We start from the raw sequence: 15,141 nt of genomic DNA, 5'->3' as shown, positions 1-15,141 counted from the left end.
TTTATCACCGCTCCGCTCACTGAACGGCGTTTTCGCGAATAAACGCGCTAAAGTGTGCCAGGGAAAGCTCCGGCACTTCTTCCATCGGCAAATGACCGACATCGGGGTAAACATGCACCCTTGAGTTGGCAATGTCCGCGCCGAACTGATGGGCATTTTCCACTGGGAAATACTTGTCTTCTTCTCCCCATAGGATCAGCGTGGGTACGCGGATGCCGGATATCAACGAGGCATCCTTATCGAGCCGGGCCTGGACGCGCTCTGGAAACGCAGCAAGGTTACCGGGATAGCGGGACAGCTCGAAGTATCGGTCTACCAATCTATCGTTTACCAGCGACTCATCGAAGTAAACATCCTTTAAGCCTGACGCATACATGAAGCGTGGTGAAAAGCTTGCCATGACTTTATCCATGATTGGCCATTGCGCCATTTCGATGGGCAATGGCCAACGCTCCTGAGGATAGCCCAGCGCATTCAGCAAAGTCAGAGATTCAACATTTTCTGGATATTCCAGTGCTAGCTGCCAGGCGATACGGCCACCCAGCGAACTGCCCGCCAGATGCACTTTCTCAATCCCAAGACGGGCCAAAAACGCCGTAAGTAACCTGACATCATCCTCGATTTCGTATCGATCAGCCCGGTCTGGCCCGGTCAAACCGAACCCGGGCAGATCCATTCGGATAACGCGATAGTTGGGTTTTAGCCCTTGAACCCACTTGTCCCATGTATGCAGCGAAGAGGCTGTGCCGTGGATTAGCACCAATGGCTCCCCTACTCCTTCATCCCTGTAATGCACTCGGTTGCCATCGATGGACATGAAACGTGACGTCGAATTACTGTACTTTTGCTCTAGCCAAGATTGTTCGATCGGTTCAGCACACGCTGTTAAAAACAGGCTTGTTGTTAGAGCCAGTGCAGATACCCAGGTCCCTTTCATCATCACCATTCAATCCTTGCCGCAGCCATAAAGTGGTAATGTTATGCAGTGACCTCATTCGGACCTAGGTCCGTTGGTATCATTCGATTGTCCGTTGGTAACAGGCATGCACCAAAACACACACTGGGACACAGTTTCTCGCGCCGCTTCCCGGGATTTAGTGACCACCTGCCGAAGCCTGGGATTGATATCTCAGCGGCAACTGACTGCTTTAGGCCTCAATGATTTCGAGAGCGTAGATCCACATGTTCGTATCCCAGAGTCTTCACTGGTCGCACTCTGGCAGGCTCTGGAAGAGGCGGGCAAAAGACCCGGTATTGGCCTGGAATTAGGGCAAACGATCAACCCGGCCGCAAAGGGGTTGTTGGCCAGTTGGGTCAGTCAGGCGAGCAACCTGCGTGAAGCTCTCGGGATCTTCATCAAAAACATCGAACTGATGAACCCCTCAGAGAGCTGGACACTCACCGAGCGCGGAGGCGGCTGCACATTGACGTTTAGCCTGGATCAAAATAAAGGCTATCCCGATATTGCGATCGAGCGCAGTATGAGCGCCATGGCGGCCTGGGCTCGTGCGCTGAGCAACCACAATTTCCCGATTCGAGAAGCCGGCTTCATATTCTCCGAGCCAGAGTATTCCGAGCCGTTCAAATCGATATTTTGCGAGAAGCTTGTTTTCAATGCTGACGAAAATTACGTGCGTTTTGACTCGGCACTTCTGAACTTGCCTATCGTCAGCAGCAGCGAATTACTGAAGATGCTGATAGAAAAGCAAGCCAGGCAAAGCCTGCAAGCCTTGCAGAAAAGCACACCCATTGAGCAGAAAGTTCAAGCACATATTCGGGAAAGATTTGCTTCAGGTAAAGCGGTAACGATAAGTACGGTCTGTTCCGACCTGGCCATGAGCCGTCAAACTCTGTATCGGCAGCTAAAGCAGCAGGGTACCGACTTTCAATCTCTTGTGGAGGCTGTGAGGAAACGTGAGGCATTGGTGCTTATTAAAGCAGGCAGCGATTCAAGTGCGATCAGTCTGAGCCTGGGCTACAAAGACACCAGCAGTTTCTACAAGGCCTTTAAACGGTGGTTTGGCACTACTCCCAAGGCTTACGTTGCGGAGATCAAGTAGATGCTTGGACCGGCACCTTTGACGCTATCGAGTAGGGTCAAAGGTGCCTAATTTTACCTCAAACGGTCAGCGTCTAACCTTTCCATCCTCGAAACAGATCGAGAAATTCGCTCTTCCAAAAAATGCCCTCTTCGATTTCCATACGGACCTCAGCGAACCCTGAAATTAAGGTCATAGATCTCCCTATCGTCACCGTTAACCGGTGTGATGTCCTGAGGGCAAGCAGACATCGCAACGATCAGATCCTCTAATGCCTCAAATTCGATTACATCTCCCGGCTTTGAAATCGGTGCAAGAAACTCAATGGCACCATCCTCACCAAGCCCTACGTTCATCCATAAGTTCAGAGGCGATGGAAGATGCGTGGCAGTCTCACCGATTGCTGCGAGTGCCATCCTCAGGTTGTCAGTACAGTTATCGTGATAGCCATCAACCCCGAGCCCCTTGTACCGATTGAGATCACAGGAAGCGATGAGCATGTCATGCACACCCGGAGACGTGTCACAAAGCACCTTCAACACGGGACGCCGCCAGTTCGTGACCAATTCGTCCTGTTCCCTGATCGAGTTCCTTCCCAGATGAGTCCTGCAATGCTCCATAGACAGCGATTCATGCAGATTATTTTCCTTAAACGCCCAGAAATCACAGACCTGGCTCCCGCTGTCATTCCTTAACTCGAGCGTGTTGCCTTTCTTCAGGCGCACGGCCACACCACAACGAGCCGGAACCCTGTACCATTGTCCCGGACTGGGGGTGCCATCCGAGGCAATTGCGCTAGTCAGAGAATCGTTACTGCCTTCGGATATCCCTGGAGCAAAACTGAGAGAGTTCTCGTTCATGATGATTTCTACGCCTCTGCTGATTCTGGAATGGCCCTTTTTGCTACCTTCTCAAGGGCGGCGGTCAGAACTGCATAGCTAACGATGGTCGCAACGATGGCATTCAAAGGTGCGACACTGAAAACACCCGTGTCTGGCGATGCCACTGAGACGGCAATTGCAATTAACCAGGCGACAATCGCAACTCCGTTGAATCTTTGTGGCTTAAAGCTCTCAACGGATGGGTAATTTGTTCTGGCGCGGAAGAAGAAATCGGCAATGATGATCCCACCGATCGGTGGCAGCGACACGCTCAGGAAACTGAGCCATCCTATGAAGTTGTTGTAGAGAAAATCCGATGCGACAGTGCCGAAAATGCCAGCAGCCCATACCAAGTGGGATCGCTTCAGGCCAGTAATGTTCACCAGTCCGAGACCTGAGGCATAAAGTGCGTTGTCATTGGTTGTCCAGATATTGAGGACGAGCAAAATAATCCCAGCGCCTAACAGGCCTTGAAGAGCCAGAACCTCTGCAATGTCCGAAACCCCTGTGGCGATTGCGCCGACAGCGCCAAAAATGAACATCAGGCTGTTACCGAAAACGAACCCGATTGCAGTAGAAAAAACTCCGATTCGCTTATTCTTTGAGAAGCGCACAAAGTCCGGAGTAAGCGTCGCCCCACTGATGAATGAACCAACCGCCAGTGACATCCCGACAGCAATAGTCATAGACCCGCTGGGCTCTGAGAAAAGGATCGTATCGATGCCTTCGGGCGCGTCAAATATGGCCTTGAAGACAGAAGTAAAGCCGAGAATAAGTATGGCAGGAACCGCAATCATGCTGAGCAATTCAATGGCCTTGAAACCTACCGCTACGGTATAGGTCATTGCCAGACCGCCGACCAAGAGAAGAGGAACATAAGGGATGCCCACATACTTGGTAATGGGGGCGGACAACATCGCTATCCCTACACCGAACCATCCGATTTGCGTTATGGCCAGCATGAAAGAGGGAAGCTTCGACCCTTTAACGCCGAAGGAATGCCACAATAAAACGTGCGTTGAGAGGTTGGTTTTAGACGCAGCGAACGCCAGGAGTGAGCCGTATATCCCGAGTAGCAGGTTGCCACCAAGAATAACCAGGAGAAGATCGGGCCAAAGACTGAAGTTCTGGCCTAACGTGCCGCCGGTCCACATGCTCGAAGCAAAGAATGTGAATCCCAGCATTACCGCTGTCATAGAAATAAAGCCCCTTCTTGCATTAAGAGGGACCGCTGTTAATGCGTAGTCACCATGACTCTCCAGCTCGTCTTTGTTAGTTTGACTGTTCATAGCCTTATCCTTGTAGTTTGATCAAACTTCATTCTTGGACGTCCAACCAGCGTCTTGAGAGATAGTTGTGTTCGTCCATCACCGAATTCCAAATTGCTATATTTGATCTACGCTCGAGATAGTTTCCGCCTTCGTGCACCTCCCCTGGGTCAATGATTTTGTTGCCAAACGGATCTTTAAGAGATTTTTTGGTCTCGCGACCTTCGTACCAATAATTCCATTCATCCTTTTCCAGAAACTTCTTGGTGCTTTTCGGGTTCGCAACATATGCACCGTTTCTTGTCATCGAAGCGCCGGCAAATCCGTCAAGCCACCAATTCAGGTACCGATATGCCATATCAAGTTTTTTACCCTGCGCTTCACTGGATATTGAGAGCCCACCAAACCAGCCTCGGTATCCCTCTTTTGGTGTGCACATATTGACGTTTATTCCGAGGCGGCGAAGATAAACAAATCCTTGCCACCACATACTTGATATTTGAACTCGTTTAGCATTGATTGCATTAGCCACTTCGGATTCTTCTTTCCAAAACTGTGCGAAATGCTTTTTCTTTTTTAATCCCAAAAGAAAATCGATCAATTCGTCTATTTCAGGAATTTCAAAGTTTCCCGCATCCTTAAAACTTTTCCCGGAGTACGATTGGTAGGCGAGATAACAGTCGATGACACCGATTGCCGCATCATTCTGGATGCTCACTTGGCCGGAGAATTCGGGATCAAATAAAGCTGCCCAACTATTGGCGTAGTCCGTTTCCTTGCCGACCATGGCAAAAGTGTCGGCGTTGTAGACCGTTGGCAACATGCTCAGATTTTCCGTGCAATCTCCGGTTAAACGGTCCGCTGAATCGATAAAAAGTCTTGAAAATGGACTTCCTCCGGGAGTTCCCTTGAAGTCGCTAGAAACTTTTAAACTATTGAGGGACTCAGATATGTCATCCCAATGGGCAATCCTGTTGATGTCTATCGCTTGCAAGCTTTTAGTCGGCCAAATCAAATCCAGGTCGTGAAACCACTGATCGTATACATCAAACTTGTGGGGACTTAGCGCAGCGACCCGCTGCGCCTCAGTACCGTCCAATGTGATGTACTTAATCGGAAACCCAAGATCTGACTCAGCCTTTTTCTTTATTACTTCCAGGTGCGTAACTGATGTTCCCAAGACTGTTAATTCTTCTGTGTTGCTATTTTTTATAGTCTTCATCACATACTCCATTTCACATATAGGACGGCGCTTTTTCCATAATTTCTTTAAAAGTACAGAACTCCACACCCTCGTGGCTTAACATGTAATCAATTAACCTTTCGTGCATAAGAAGGACTTGAGGCCTTCCCGAAACATCTGGATGGATCGTCATTGGAAAAACCGCAAAATCGTATTCTCGATAAACCCAATCAAACTGGTCCTTCCACAACTCTTCAATTTGCCTTGGCGTGACAAACCCATGGCTGTTTGCCTGGTTTTTCACAAACATCATTGGGACTTCATCGTCCAGATACCAATTTGCAGGGATCTCAAGGAGGTCAGTCACCTGCCCTCTTTCGATCGGTTTCATCCACTCTGCGGCATCCTTTGAGTAGTCGATCTTCGTCCAACGATCATTCTTTCTTAAGTAATAGGGTTGGAAGTCGTGGTGCATCAGGCTGTGGTCGTACTTGATGCCGCGAGAAAGCAAAAGATCGGCGGTGTTTTTGCTGAATTCCCACCATGGTGCGACGTACCCAACAGGTCGCTGTCCGCTGAAGCGCTCCACCAAATCAATGGATTTGTCCAGAACGTCGCGCTCTTGCTCATATGTCATTGAAATAGGGTTTTCATGGCTGTAGCCATGCAGCCCTACCTCGTGCCCGGCTTCGACTATTTCCATGAATTGATTCGGAAAGCTTTCAATCGAGTGACCAGGAACAAACCAGGAGGCTTTAATCCCGAATCGGTCGAATAGATCAATCAGTCGCGGAGTGCCAACTTCACCAGCGAAAACGCCTCTGGAGATATCGCTGGGTGAATCTTCGCCTCCATAGGAGCCAAGCCAACCGGCGACGGCATCAAGATCTACTCCATAAGCAACCATTATTTTTTTCATCGGTATCACCTCAATGAGACACTGTGTCTGGTGTGTAAATGTTTTGTTTTGATAGCGCTGCCTCCAGGAACAGCGCAGTCTTGAGAAGGAAATCATCCTTGCCGGACGCTGCTGACAACTGGATAGACGTCGAAAACCCATTGGGGGCGTGGCCATTCGGAATGGCTATTGCTGGCATCCCGAGGTAATTCGCGTACATCGTGTTGCCGAGGATGAGTTTGTTGAACGCCTTGAACTCATCGACGCCCTGCAGCACTGATTCAATAGCAGGCGGTAGAATTCTTACTGTCGGCTGGAGAAGGATCTTGTTACCAAGACTGGAAGACAGCTCGGCCCGCAGGTTCCTTCTAATCTTCTGCAGGAGTGCATAGCTCTTCGGGTTCAGTAACGTTCCCTCTTTCAGTCTCTGCAAAATCTTCGGGTCGATATATGAGGTCAGTCCATTCTCAAATAATGCTTCGTACTGCTGGGCGGCCTCATGGGCGACCAGGCTCCCATGTATTTCGAAGAGCCGGTCAACTTCGGCGTAGGGTGAAAAATCAACTTCGTGAATCTCGAACCCAAGGTTGGACAACAGATCCAGGGTTTTATCGAAATTGTCTTTGATGTGAGGATCACGTGGCTGGATCGATTCATTCCGTGGCACCAGAAACTCGGTTTGCTCGGAGAGCATTCGAACTTTCGGTATGGGGGCCAGACCTCTCAGGGCCTGATCCAGAATGATGCAGTCCTGTACTGTTAGGGAATTTATACCTAAGTGATCCAGCGAGGGAGCCAAAGGGGCCACGCCCCTCAGCGGGTATCTATCGAAAGACGGCTTGAATCCAACGACGCCACAAAATGCAGCGGGGATCCGGGACGATCCCGAGGTATCCGTACCCAGTGACACAGGCCACAGTCCTGAGGCCACACCAGCTGCACTTCCCGAAGACGAACCACCCGTGATGTATTTCCCGGTAGTTGCTCTCGGATTAATGGGAGTGCCAAATAAGTCGTTTGTCCCGACTCCTGAAAACGCCAGCTCAGACAGATTTGTCTTCCCGCCGAAAACCATTCCCTGAAAACCAAGTCTCTCGACGGCCTCAGCACTTCTCTTCGCAGGCGGCGCGTTCCTGTATACAAGAGAACCGCGAGAGGTAGTGCACCCTTCAACGTCGATGAGATCTTTTACTCCAAAAGGAATGCCGTCGAGTAATCCAAATTGTTCATCATTCAGATACCTTTTTTCACTGGAGCGGGCGTGTGCGAAAGGGGCCTTTCCCAAAGGTTTCACCAGGATTCCCTGGTTTTTGGAATACCCCTGTTTAAACCGGGTTTCCCTAAGAACATTGACTGGACTTAAACGCCCAGACCTCATCTCAAGACTAAGAGTCTCGACTCGACTTCTCAGGGACCCCTCACGAAGAATTTCGCTAATTCTCATCACAGTGCCTTCCGCGTATTGTTGTATTTTTGAAAGATAGCTGCAAATGACTATTGGATACAATACCTATTTGAGATTAGTGAGACTCTGTTAGGTCCAATTTGCATTACAGTGCAAAGTCGCTATGCTCCGACAAGCGTTTGGGGAGGAAAAAGGCATTGGCAAAACAAAGAGCTAGTGGGAAAAAACCGAATTTTGAGGTCATCAAGGACGCACTGGAGTCGGCGCTTGAAAGGGGCGCTTTCCCGGAAGGACAGGTTATTCTCGAGAGACCAATCGCTGAGATCTTCAAAACAAGTCGAGCCCCGGTAAGGCGTGCCCTGGCCGAGCTGCATGAAGAAGGCAAGCTGTTTAAGTTCGAAGGCAGAGGCTACAAAACCGACAACTCCGACATCATCCTGAGGGAGGATATTCGTCCAGAGACGCTTGATTTGGACGACAAAGCCCAGACTAACGCTCCCGCAGAGTCCAATATTATTGACGATGTCTACAGAGCAACTAAAAGATCCACCTCAATCGCTATGACGTTTGGTCAATTCAGGATCCGCTCTGAAAAGCATTCTCAGCATTTTGGAGTGAGCAGGACGATCTCCAGAGAAATTCTCGGCAAACTGATGGACGAAGGGCTTGTTGGAAAAGACAGTACCGGGCACTGGATTACAGGGCCGCTCACGGCTCGGGATGTAAAGCAGGATTTTGAAACAAGAAGGCTGTTAGAGCCTTACTCCCTTGAAACCTGCGGACCATTGATTCCGGTGGAACTCCTTGAGCAGATGAAACTTCGCCTCCAAGAAGCACTTACGCAAACCCCAGAGGACAAGAATCCGAGGCTTTTGGAGACGATTGAAGCTGACCTTCATCAGCGATGCCACTCATTCAACCCGAATAAAAAAATCGCCAAATTTATCAACCAAAGCTTAACGCCTCTGGTTGTCGGGCTGGTTTTTAGCGACGCAGTAAGGGCGTCAGTTGAAAAGCCTGGCCTTCGCGAGCACCTTGCTATTATTGAGTCGCTGATCGCCGGGAAGCACTCTGAAGCATCTGAGCATCTTCATGATCACTTGCTCAACGCAGAAACCAGGACTTTGGAAAGGATGAAGTCCCTATCCGTTATCTCAGAGCCTTCTTTGCCAAACTACCTGGTAAAAATATCCTAGAAAATCTAGCCGAACAGGGAAAACACCCGTTCTTACCGATGAAAAACTCACTGCAGTTTGCACAGTCACATTTGGTGGTTGATCAGCGGATTATTCTTAAGCCGTTCTTTTACCAGATCTACGAATGAACGTACTTTGGCGCTAGCCCTCAATCCCTCAAGGTGAACAATATTTATCGGTATCGGTTCTGCCTCGTACGCTTGGAGAATTCGCACTAATGATCCGCTTTGAAATTCCTCGCCCACCTGATAAGACATCAGGCGAGTAATTCCATAACCACATCTAACTGCAGAGATCGCAGAGTCATTCTGATTGAATTGGAGGCGTGGAAAGACCCTTACAGAAACCCGGCCACCATCTGAGTGAAACCACCAGGTCGTCGACGGCTCTACTGCAGAAGACTGAATGATCTGGTGATCCGCAAGGTCAGCTGGGTGGTTTGGGACGCCATGTTTGTTTAAATAATCTGGAGAGCCACACACCACCTTTTGGACATTTCCAACTCTGACAGCAAACTGTCCGGAGTCTTTCAGATTACCTATACGGATTGCTACATCGTGACCTTCGTCGAGAATGTTGCTAATTCTATCGAAAAAAATGGCTTTCACTTTTACTTCAGGGTGTCTTTCAAGGAACTCAGTAAGGATTGGAACAATGTATTTTCTTCCGAACAGCACGGGCGCAGTCACAGACAAAACGCCCTTAGGCTCCCTGTAAACACCCACCAGCGCCGACTCGACCTCCTCGATTTCCTCCAGAATCCTTTTGGCATCTCCGTAGTATCGAGCTCCGGACTCGGTCAAACGGACACGCCTGGTTGTCCGATTAAATAAACGAACGCTTAACGAGTCCTCTAACCGGGCAATTGCGCGGGTAACAGCTGGTGCCGACATGTCCAGCCTTTGGCTAGCCCCTACGAAGCTCTCGCGTTCGGCCGCCTCCACGAAAATGCGCATCAATGCAATCTTATCCATAAAGCAGGAATCCTACCGAATTTATCCTTTCATATAACGCAATAGTAAATTGCCTTGTGCACCAATTATTTATGATTGGCGAAATTTTATTATCGATGCTCCTTAACGAAATCAACAGGAGAAAAGATATGTCACGTATTCCAACACCAGCCTCAATTTCGGAAGCTCCCGAAGCCGCCCGATCATTGCTCGAAGCTGTAAACAGCCTCTTGGGTAGTGTTCCAAACCTATTCCGCATTACTTCGAATAGCCCCAAAACCCTTGAAGGTTATCTCGGGCTGAACGGCGCCCTGAGCGCTGGTTCGTTGACAGCCCAAACACGCGAACGCATTGCGTTGGCGGTCGCGGAGATAAACGACTGCGACTACTGCCTGGCGGCTCACGATTATCTGGGCAGAAACGTTGCAAAACTCAGCTCTGAGGAAATTGAAGCTGCCAGACACGGAAGCTCAGACGAGGAGAAAGCGGCCGTTGCCGTCGAGTTCGCGGTAAAGATCACAAAGGAGCGAGGAAATGTTTCAAGTGACGACGTCCAGAAGGTTCGCTCAGCCGGATACAGCGACGCCGAGTTGGTCGAAATCGTTGGCAATGTCGCCCTCAACGTTCTAACAAACTATATCAACCGGGTTTTAGCGACTGATATTGATTTTCCGTCGGTTAAGCCGCTATCGGAGTAACAAAATAGAGATCACGGTGGTGAAAAGGCGCCACCGTGATCTTTATTTCATAGTTGCCGGACTGCAAAAAACTCGAGGCAGTTTCAGATATCAGTCGTTTAAAAAGCCGGAATCCAACCCCGCAGGATTTACTGAGCCCTTTAGGTACGCGTGGCAGTTCTGAACAAAAATGAGCCTTTTCTCACTCACCACTTGAGATATCATATGCTCGTCAACGTCCAGCAGCGCCACAATGGTCAACGCGCTTTTATTTCGAAGATCACAGGCTGTGTCCATCAATTCAACGGTGCTCTTTTTCTGAACGAATTTCAGATAAAACCAGCGCCGCAAAAGTCCCTTCATCCCCTCTGTCGGTAGATCAGCGCCCTGCGATACCTGAGTTAAACCGATCATGGTGCCCTCCCGAACCCAATCAACGATAGTCATTCTTTTGACTATAAGAGCAGCCATATTGTTACAGAAAAGCCTCTTAAGTGACCTTGGTGGCGGGACGAAGAAGTGTGGGTGCGGACTACTGGTTTAAAATATGCTCAATCCAATTTAACAGTCTGACCGCACCTCTCGTTTCGAAGCTGTCCTTATTTGGTACGTAGTAGCAAAGGTCTGACGTTACCGGCCGAGTTTCAAATTGCTTCAGAAGTTTAGCTTTTAACAGTTTTCTAGTGAGTGTCGTAGAACAGAACACAAGTCCGTTTTCTGCCATAGCTTGCTGAATACCGAAAAGCTCTTGATCAAACTTTTTGAGTTTAATACCAGACCCGCTCAGTCCATTTGTTTCCAACCAGGCGGCTAGTGGAGGATCCGGCAGCGATTTATTTTTCCACTCCGTGGTAAAAAGCGTAATGGGTTCATTTGGCCATGCCGGGGACTCCATTCCATATGCGCCAAACACATTAAAGGACTCGGACCTGATGACGTCAGACGACTTGACGACCGAAACATCGCCGAAACGAATTGGAATAACATAAGGTTGGCTGTCTACAGACTCGCCTGTCGAAATTTCGATAGAAATATCCGGATTGGCTTGCTCAAATTCTTGCTGGGAAGGGATCAGCACCATGGCCGCCAACGATGATGTTGTCGTCACCCTGACCGCACTGCCAGCCTTAATCACCTCCTCCAGCACACTGTCAATTTTCCGGAATCCTTCCGAGGTGGCTTTTGCCAATCTTGAACCTGTTCCAGTGAGTGATATCCGTCTCCCCTGGCGATGAAACAAACTTACATTTAACCGACCTTCCAGATTGCCGATGTGGTGTGAAATAGCGGTTGGCGTCAGCGAGAGTTCTTCTGCAGCCAACTTAAAGCTTCCCAGACGGGCAGCCGACTCAAAGGCTTTCAGTGCCTGTAACGATACCTGCACACGCAATCTCCAAACTTACCACCAGGGCGATATTGTAGATGAATTAAACTCATCTGTAAGTGCATTCTTTTCGTTTGTTCCAATCTCCACGGGATCACAAAATGGCGGCTGCTATTCACCAACCGAGGTAAAGAAAATGAGCACTTTATTACACATCGATTCAAGCGTCAGGGCCGCAAATAACGAGAACCCAGATCATGACTCCATATCGAAAAGCATCGCTCGTCGATATATTGATACCTGGCAACAGAATCGTCCCGAAGATGACTATATCTATCGTGACGTTGGGATGAATCCACCTGATTTCATTTCACAGGAATGGATTGGTGCAGTTTTCACCCCTGAGGAAAAGAGGACCCCGGCGCAGAGGGAAATACTGGCGCTTTCCGATACGTTGATAGCGGAGGTGGCCAAAGCCGACGTTATCCTGATTTCCTCGCCAATGTATAACTATGGCATGCCTGCTCACCTAAAGGCCTGGTTCGATCAAATCGTGCGCATCGACAAAACGTTTGATTTTGATCTCTCACGTGGGGACTTCCCCTTGCAGCCTCTACTCTCCGGTAAGACATTAATTATAGTCACTTCCAGCGGAGAGTTCGGCTTTGAAAAGGGTGGAATAAGAGAAGACTCTGGTCATTTGACACCGCACCTGCGCACGCTGAGCAAGTATCTTGGCGTAGACACAGTCTACGAGATTGCTGCCGAGTATCAGGAATTTGGGGACGAGAGGCATCGGATGTCAGTCGCTAATGCCAAACACCGGGCCGAAAGCCTTGCCCTCGAACTAAGCGTTTCTGCCCTGTCCCGATCATCGAATCATGAGATTGCAGATGTGTAAGTCAATTGCCGAAGACCGACTCATGGAGTTTGCTGACTTAGCCATCGATTTGGCTGTCAGCAGTGTCAAAGCAGATGGCTTGCCGTTTTCGGCAGTTATTCTTAATCAAAATGGGGACCTGATTGGCAAAGGGGTGAATCAGGTCGCCAAGCACCTGGACTGCACGGCACACGCTGAAATACAGGCGATCAGGGAAGCTTCTCGGACTGAAAACAACGCCTCACTTGCCGGAACAACGCTGATTGCGTCAGGAGAGCCTTGCGCCCTCTGCTATCTGGCAATTCGTATGGCGGGGATTCAGAAAGTCATTGTGTTGTCGAGTCGATATGAAGCGGAAAAACACGGGTTCAATTATCTGCGGACATACGAGTATCTCAACGAAAGCTTTTTTCATGATCTCGAGGTTCTCACGCTTGATCATGGGAGGAAGTTGCTTCCATTTCAGTTAGCCAAAATGAACTTGAGCGACTAAGAGCCTACTTCGCCAGTAATCCACCTTACAAAAGCACGAACCTTGTCCGTGCGAAATTTCGCTTCCGGCGCAACCAGGTAGTATTGGTATTCCGCCGGGACCGAAATTTCGATCGGGCTCTGAAGCAAGCCGGCTTTAAGGAGATCGGCAACGAGGCTGTATCGCATCAATGCTATACCCCTGCCGGCGAGCACGGCCTCTACGAGCGTTGATCCCTCTGTTACCCGAAGCGTTATGGAGCTTTCAGGTATTTCAATGCCGAGTTCTTTCTGAAACGCCCTCCACGAGCTTTCCATGTCGCTTGATTCATCGATAAGCCATGGAAGTTTTGCCAGACTCTCAGGCGTCACAGGCTGACTGTCAGTGAGCATGCTGTGACACACCGGCAGCAGTTTTTCTTCGAGCAGTAGTCTTGACTCGAGCCCGGGATAATTTCCACTGCCATAACGGATCGCGAGATCAACGCCATCACCCTGAAAACCAACCAACTGCAGATTGGGTTGAAGACTTAGCTGGATTTCAGGATGAGCTCGCTGAAACGAATCGATTCTGGGTACAAGCCAACGACTGGCGAAGGATGGCACTGTTGCCACGGTCAAACGTCCGGGATCGCAGTTTGGTGCAAACAGCGCTATCCCCCTTTCCAGCTCCTGAAAGCCCGCCTCAACATAGCCGGAAAGTACCCTGCCTTCATGCGTCAATTTCACTTCACGGGTCAGACGAACAAAAAGCTTTAACCCTAGATAATCCTCCAGGCCACGAATGTGGGTGCTGACGGCCGCCTGGGAAACGTTCAGGGCCTCTGCCGCCGATTTAAAACTTAGCTCTCTCGCAGCGTACCGAAACGCCTGCAATGCCCTCAGTGGAGGTAGTTTCTGCATCGGTTCCATTCTTCTTATGGTTAATTTTTAATTAAGCATAGACCAGGTTTACCCGTTTGTTCCGGGAACCGTTCACTGAAAACATTAGGTGACTAAATCAACGAGAGGAATACTCATCATGAAAGTTGAAGTCCCAATCATCAGTGCCTTTGTTGACGGCGATTCCGGCGGTAACCCGGCAGGTGTTGTGTTGAATGCAGACCAGTTCAGCGCCGAGCAAAAACAGAAGATCGCGGCGGCTGTCGGCTTGTCGGAAACGGCTTTTGTGTCTGCGTCGGAGTTGGCGGACATAAAACTGGAATTTTTTACGCCGACCCAGCAAATCGCGCATTGCGGTCACGCTACGATCGCAACCTTCAGTTTTATGCAGCAAAAAGGCCTGTTAGCCCATAATCAGTCATCGAAGGAAACCATTGATGGCCTGAGATCGGTCAACATGGAGGACGAAGCCGCCTATATGGAACAGAGGGCTCCTCGCTTTGAGGCGCTGGACGAGAATGATCTACAGACCGCCCTGATGTCCCTTGGAATAACCACCGACGATCTGATCGAGGGTGCCGAGCCGATGTTGGTCAATACCGGCAACAGCTTTGTGGTGATTGGCATTCGAGACGGACAGACAGTCAAGGGTCTTGAGCCAGATTTCGGCCTCATTGAGAAGCTTAGCGAAGCTCTGGATCTTGTAGGATTTTACGTATTCTCCTTCGACAGCGTTGGCAATGGGAGAGACGCAGGAGCCCGCATGTTCGCCCCCCGGTACGGCATCCTGGAGGAGTCTGCGACAGGAATGGCTGCTGGCCCGCTGGCCTGCTATCTGCGTGAGCAATTGGCTATCCAGAAGCAGGAGTTCACTATCGAACAGGGTCGCTGGATGGCCGCGCCCTCACCTAGTGTCATAAACGTGCGGCTGACTATTGGCACCGACAACAGGATCAAGAACCTGTTTGCAGGTGGTCGGGGTGCGATCAGAGAAGTTATTGAAGTTGACGTTAACCCATCACCTGATCTTATGTGTTGTATACCGCAAAGCAATTTTTTCTGAAGACGGGAAACCAAGAGAATA

The 15,141-nt window shown here is 49.6% G+C and carries 16 protein-coding genes; 6 read left to right on the top strand and 10 right to left on the bottom strand.

The features are described from left to right. Positions 1-16 precede the first annotated feature (16 nt). A complete protein-coding gene (locus FMN52_RS01660; RefSeq protein WP_148606994.1) occupies positions 17-946 on the bottom strand; it encodes an alpha/beta hydrolase in 930 nt (309 codons plus the stop codon). 97 nt (positions 947-1,043) lie between these two features. Here FMN52_RS01660 and FMN52_RS01655 point away from each other — a divergent pair, with 97 nt between their 5' ends. Beyond that, complete coding sequence (locus FMN52_RS01655; protein ID WP_148606993.1) at positions 1,044-2,060, top strand: AraC family transcriptional regulator; 1,017 nt, start codon at positions 1,044-1,046, stop codon at positions 2,058-2,060. Positions 2,061-2,209: 149 nt separating this feature from the next. On the opposite strand, the gene FMN52_RS01650 is transcribed toward FMN52_RS01655, so the two are convergent. From FMN52_RS01650 to FMN52_RS01630, 5 genes are read right to left on the bottom strand one after another with little or no spacing between them, the layout of a single operon-like run. Next, on the bottom strand, positions 2,210-2,899 hold the full coding sequence (locus tag FMN52_RS01650) for an urea carboxylase-associated family protein (RefSeq protein ID WP_162851847.1): 690 nt from the start codon (positions 2,897-2,899) through the stop codon (positions 2,210-2,212). Positions 2,900-2,907: 8 nt separating this feature from the next. Then, entirely contained in the window at positions 2,908-4,209 is a 1,302-nt protein-coding gene (gene codB, locus FMN52_RS01645) for a cytosine permease (RefSeq protein WP_148606992.1), read from the bottom strand. Between the two features lie 28 nt (positions 4,210-4,237). Next, on the bottom strand, positions 4,238-5,410 hold the full coding sequence (locus FMN52_RS01640; protein WP_162525013.1) for an extracellular solute-binding protein: 1,173 nt from the start codon (positions 5,408-5,410) through the stop codon (positions 4,238-4,240). A 13-nt stretch (positions 5,411-5,423) separates the two neighbouring features. After that, positions 5,424-6,290 (bottom strand): polysaccharide deacetylase, encoded by an 867-nt coding sequence (locus FMN52_RS01635; protein ID WP_148606990.1) that lies wholly within the window; start codon positions 6,288-6,290, stop codon positions 5,424-5,426. A 10-nt stretch (positions 6,291-6,300) separates the two neighbouring features. After that, on the bottom strand, positions 6,301-7,713 hold the full coding sequence (locus FMN52_RS01630) for an amidase family protein (RefSeq protein ID WP_148606989.1): 1,413 nt from the start codon (positions 7,711-7,713) through the stop codon (positions 6,301-6,303). Positions 7,714-7,871: 158 nt separating this feature from the next. Between FMN52_RS01630 and FMN52_RS01625 the strand changes: the two genes are divergently transcribed. Then, positions 7,872-8,870 carry a GntR family transcriptional regulator gene (locus FMN52_RS01625; RefSeq protein ID WP_162525012.1) on the top strand — a complete coding sequence of 333 codons (999 nt, stop codon included), beginning with the start codon at positions 7,872-7,874 and terminating at the stop codon, positions 8,868-8,870. Positions 8,871-8,935: 65 nt separating this feature from the next. Here FMN52_RS01625 and FMN52_RS01620 read toward each other — a convergent pair whose 3' ends face one another. Further along, the gene (locus FMN52_RS01620; RefSeq protein ID WP_148606987.1) at positions 8,936-9,844 is read right to left on the bottom strand and encodes a LysR family transcriptional regulator; all 909 of its coding nucleotides are present in this window, start codon (positions 9,842-9,844) and stop codon (positions 8,936-8,938) included. A 128-nt stretch (positions 9,845-9,972) separates the two neighbouring features. Here FMN52_RS01620 and FMN52_RS01615 point away from each other — a divergent pair, with 128 nt between their 5' ends. Next, complete coding sequence (locus FMN52_RS01615) at positions 9,973-10,521, top strand: peroxidase-related enzyme (protein WP_148606986.1); 549 nt, start codon at positions 9,973-9,975, stop codon at positions 10,519-10,521. A gap of 90 nt (positions 10,522-10,611) precedes the next feature. On the opposite strand, the gene FMN52_RS01610 is transcribed toward FMN52_RS01615, so the two are convergent. Together FMN52_RS01610 and FMN52_RS01605 are read right to left on the bottom strand one after the other, a co-directional pair. Continuing rightward, on the bottom strand, positions 10,612-10,914 hold the full coding sequence (locus FMN52_RS01610; RefSeq protein ID WP_240339369.1) for a hypothetical protein: 303 nt from the start codon (positions 10,912-10,914) through the stop codon (positions 10,612-10,614). A 118-nt stretch (positions 10,915-11,032) separates the two neighbouring features. Continuing rightward, positions 11,033-11,884 (bottom strand): LysR family transcriptional regulator, encoded by an 852-nt coding sequence (locus tag FMN52_RS01605; RefSeq protein WP_148606985.1) that lies wholly within the window; start codon positions 11,882-11,884, stop codon positions 11,033-11,035. 136 nt (positions 11,885-12,020) lie between these two features. Between FMN52_RS01605 and FMN52_RS01600 the strand changes: the two genes are divergently transcribed. Next, positions 12,021-12,725, top strand: a complete 705-nt coding sequence (locus FMN52_RS01600) for an NAD(P)H-dependent oxidoreductase (protein ID WP_148606984.1) — start codon at positions 12,021-12,023, stop codon at positions 12,723-12,725. Positions 12,726-12,747: 22 nt separating this feature from the next. Beyond that, complete coding sequence (locus FMN52_RS01595) at positions 12,748-13,197, top strand: nucleoside deaminase (RefSeq protein ID WP_240339368.1); 450 nt, start codon at positions 12,748-12,750, stop codon at positions 13,195-13,197. Here FMN52_RS01595 and FMN52_RS01590 read toward each other — a convergent pair. Further along, positions 13,194-14,078: a LysR substrate-binding domain-containing protein gene (locus FMN52_RS01590; protein WP_148606982.1), complete on the bottom strand. Its 885-nt coding sequence runs from the start codon at positions 14,076-14,078 to the stop codon at positions 13,194-13,196. The two genes, FMN52_RS01595 and FMN52_RS01590, sit on opposite strands and share 4 nt — an antisense overlap. 118 nt (positions 14,079-14,196) lie before the next feature. Between FMN52_RS01590 and FMN52_RS01585 the strand changes: the two genes are divergently transcribed. After that, positions 14,197-15,120 carry a PhzF family phenazine biosynthesis protein gene (locus FMN52_RS01585; RefSeq protein WP_148606981.1) on the top strand — a complete coding sequence of 308 codons (924 nt, stop codon included), beginning with the start codon at positions 14,197-14,199 and terminating at the stop codon, positions 15,118-15,120. Positions 15,121-15,141 lie beyond the last annotated feature (21 nt).

Source organism: Marinobacter sp. BW6 (assembly GCF_008107725.1).
Lineage (GTDB): Bacteria > Pseudomonadota > Gammaproteobacteria > Pseudomonadales > Oleiphilaceae > Marinobacter.
The sequence above is the reverse complement of the archived record's forward strand: the minus strand, read 5'-3'. Positions and strand labels throughout refer to the sequence as shown.

Excerpts from the sequence above, each read along its gene's own strand:
- FMN52_RS01660 (WP_148606994.1), bottom strand. The coding sequence starts at position 946 with ATGGTGATGATGAAAGGGACCTGGGTATCTGCACTGGCTCTAACAACA.
- FMN52_RS01655 (WP_148606993.1), top strand. The coding sequence starts at position 1,044 with ATGCACCAAAACACACACTGGGACACAGTTTCTCGCGCCGCTTCCCGG.
- FMN52_RS01650 (WP_162851847.1), bottom strand. The coding sequence starts at position 2,899 with ATGAACGAGAACTCTCTCAGTTTTGCTCCAGGGATATCCGAAGGCAGT.
- codB (WP_148606992.1), bottom strand. The coding sequence starts at position 4,209 with ATGAACAGTCAAACTAACAAAGACGAGCTGGAGAGTCATGGTGACTAC.
- FMN52_RS01640 (WP_162525013.1), bottom strand. The coding sequence starts at position 5,410 with ATGAAGACTATAAAAAATAGCAACACAGAAGAATTAACAGTCTTGGGA.
- FMN52_RS01635 (WP_148606990.1), bottom strand. The coding sequence starts at position 6,290 with ATGAAAAAAATAATGGTTGCTTATGGAGTAGATCTTGATGCCGTCGCC.
- FMN52_RS01630 (WP_148606989.1), bottom strand. The coding sequence starts at position 7,713 with ATGAGAATTAGCGAAATTCTTCGTGAGGGGTCCCTGAGAAGTCGAGTC.
- FMN52_RS01620 (WP_148606987.1), bottom strand. The coding sequence starts at position 9,844 with ATGGATAAGATTGCATTGATGCGCATTTTCGTGGAGGCGGCCGAACGC.
- FMN52_RS01615 (WP_148606986.1), top strand. The coding sequence starts at position 9,973 with ATGTCACGTATTCCAACACCAGCCTCAATTTCGGAAGCTCCCGAAGCC.
- FMN52_RS01610 (WP_240339369.1), bottom strand. The coding sequence starts at position 10,914 with ATGATCGGTTTAACTCAGGTATCGCAGGGCGCTGATCTACCGACAGAG.
- FMN52_RS01600 (WP_148606984.1), top strand. The coding sequence starts at position 12,021 with ATGAGCACTTTATTACACATCGATTCAAGCGTCAGGGCCGCAAATAAC.
- FMN52_RS01595 (WP_240339368.1), top strand. The coding sequence starts at position 12,748 with ATGGAGTTTGCTGACTTAGCCATCGATTTGGCTGTCAGCAGTGTCAAA.
- FMN52_RS01590 (WP_148606982.1), bottom strand. The coding sequence starts at position 14,078 with ATGCAGAAACTACCTCCACTGAGGGCATTGCAGGCGTTTCGGTACGCT.
- FMN52_RS01585 (WP_148606981.1), top strand. The coding sequence starts at position 14,197 with ATGAAAGTTGAAGTCCCAATCATCAGTGCCTTTGTTGACGGCGATTCC.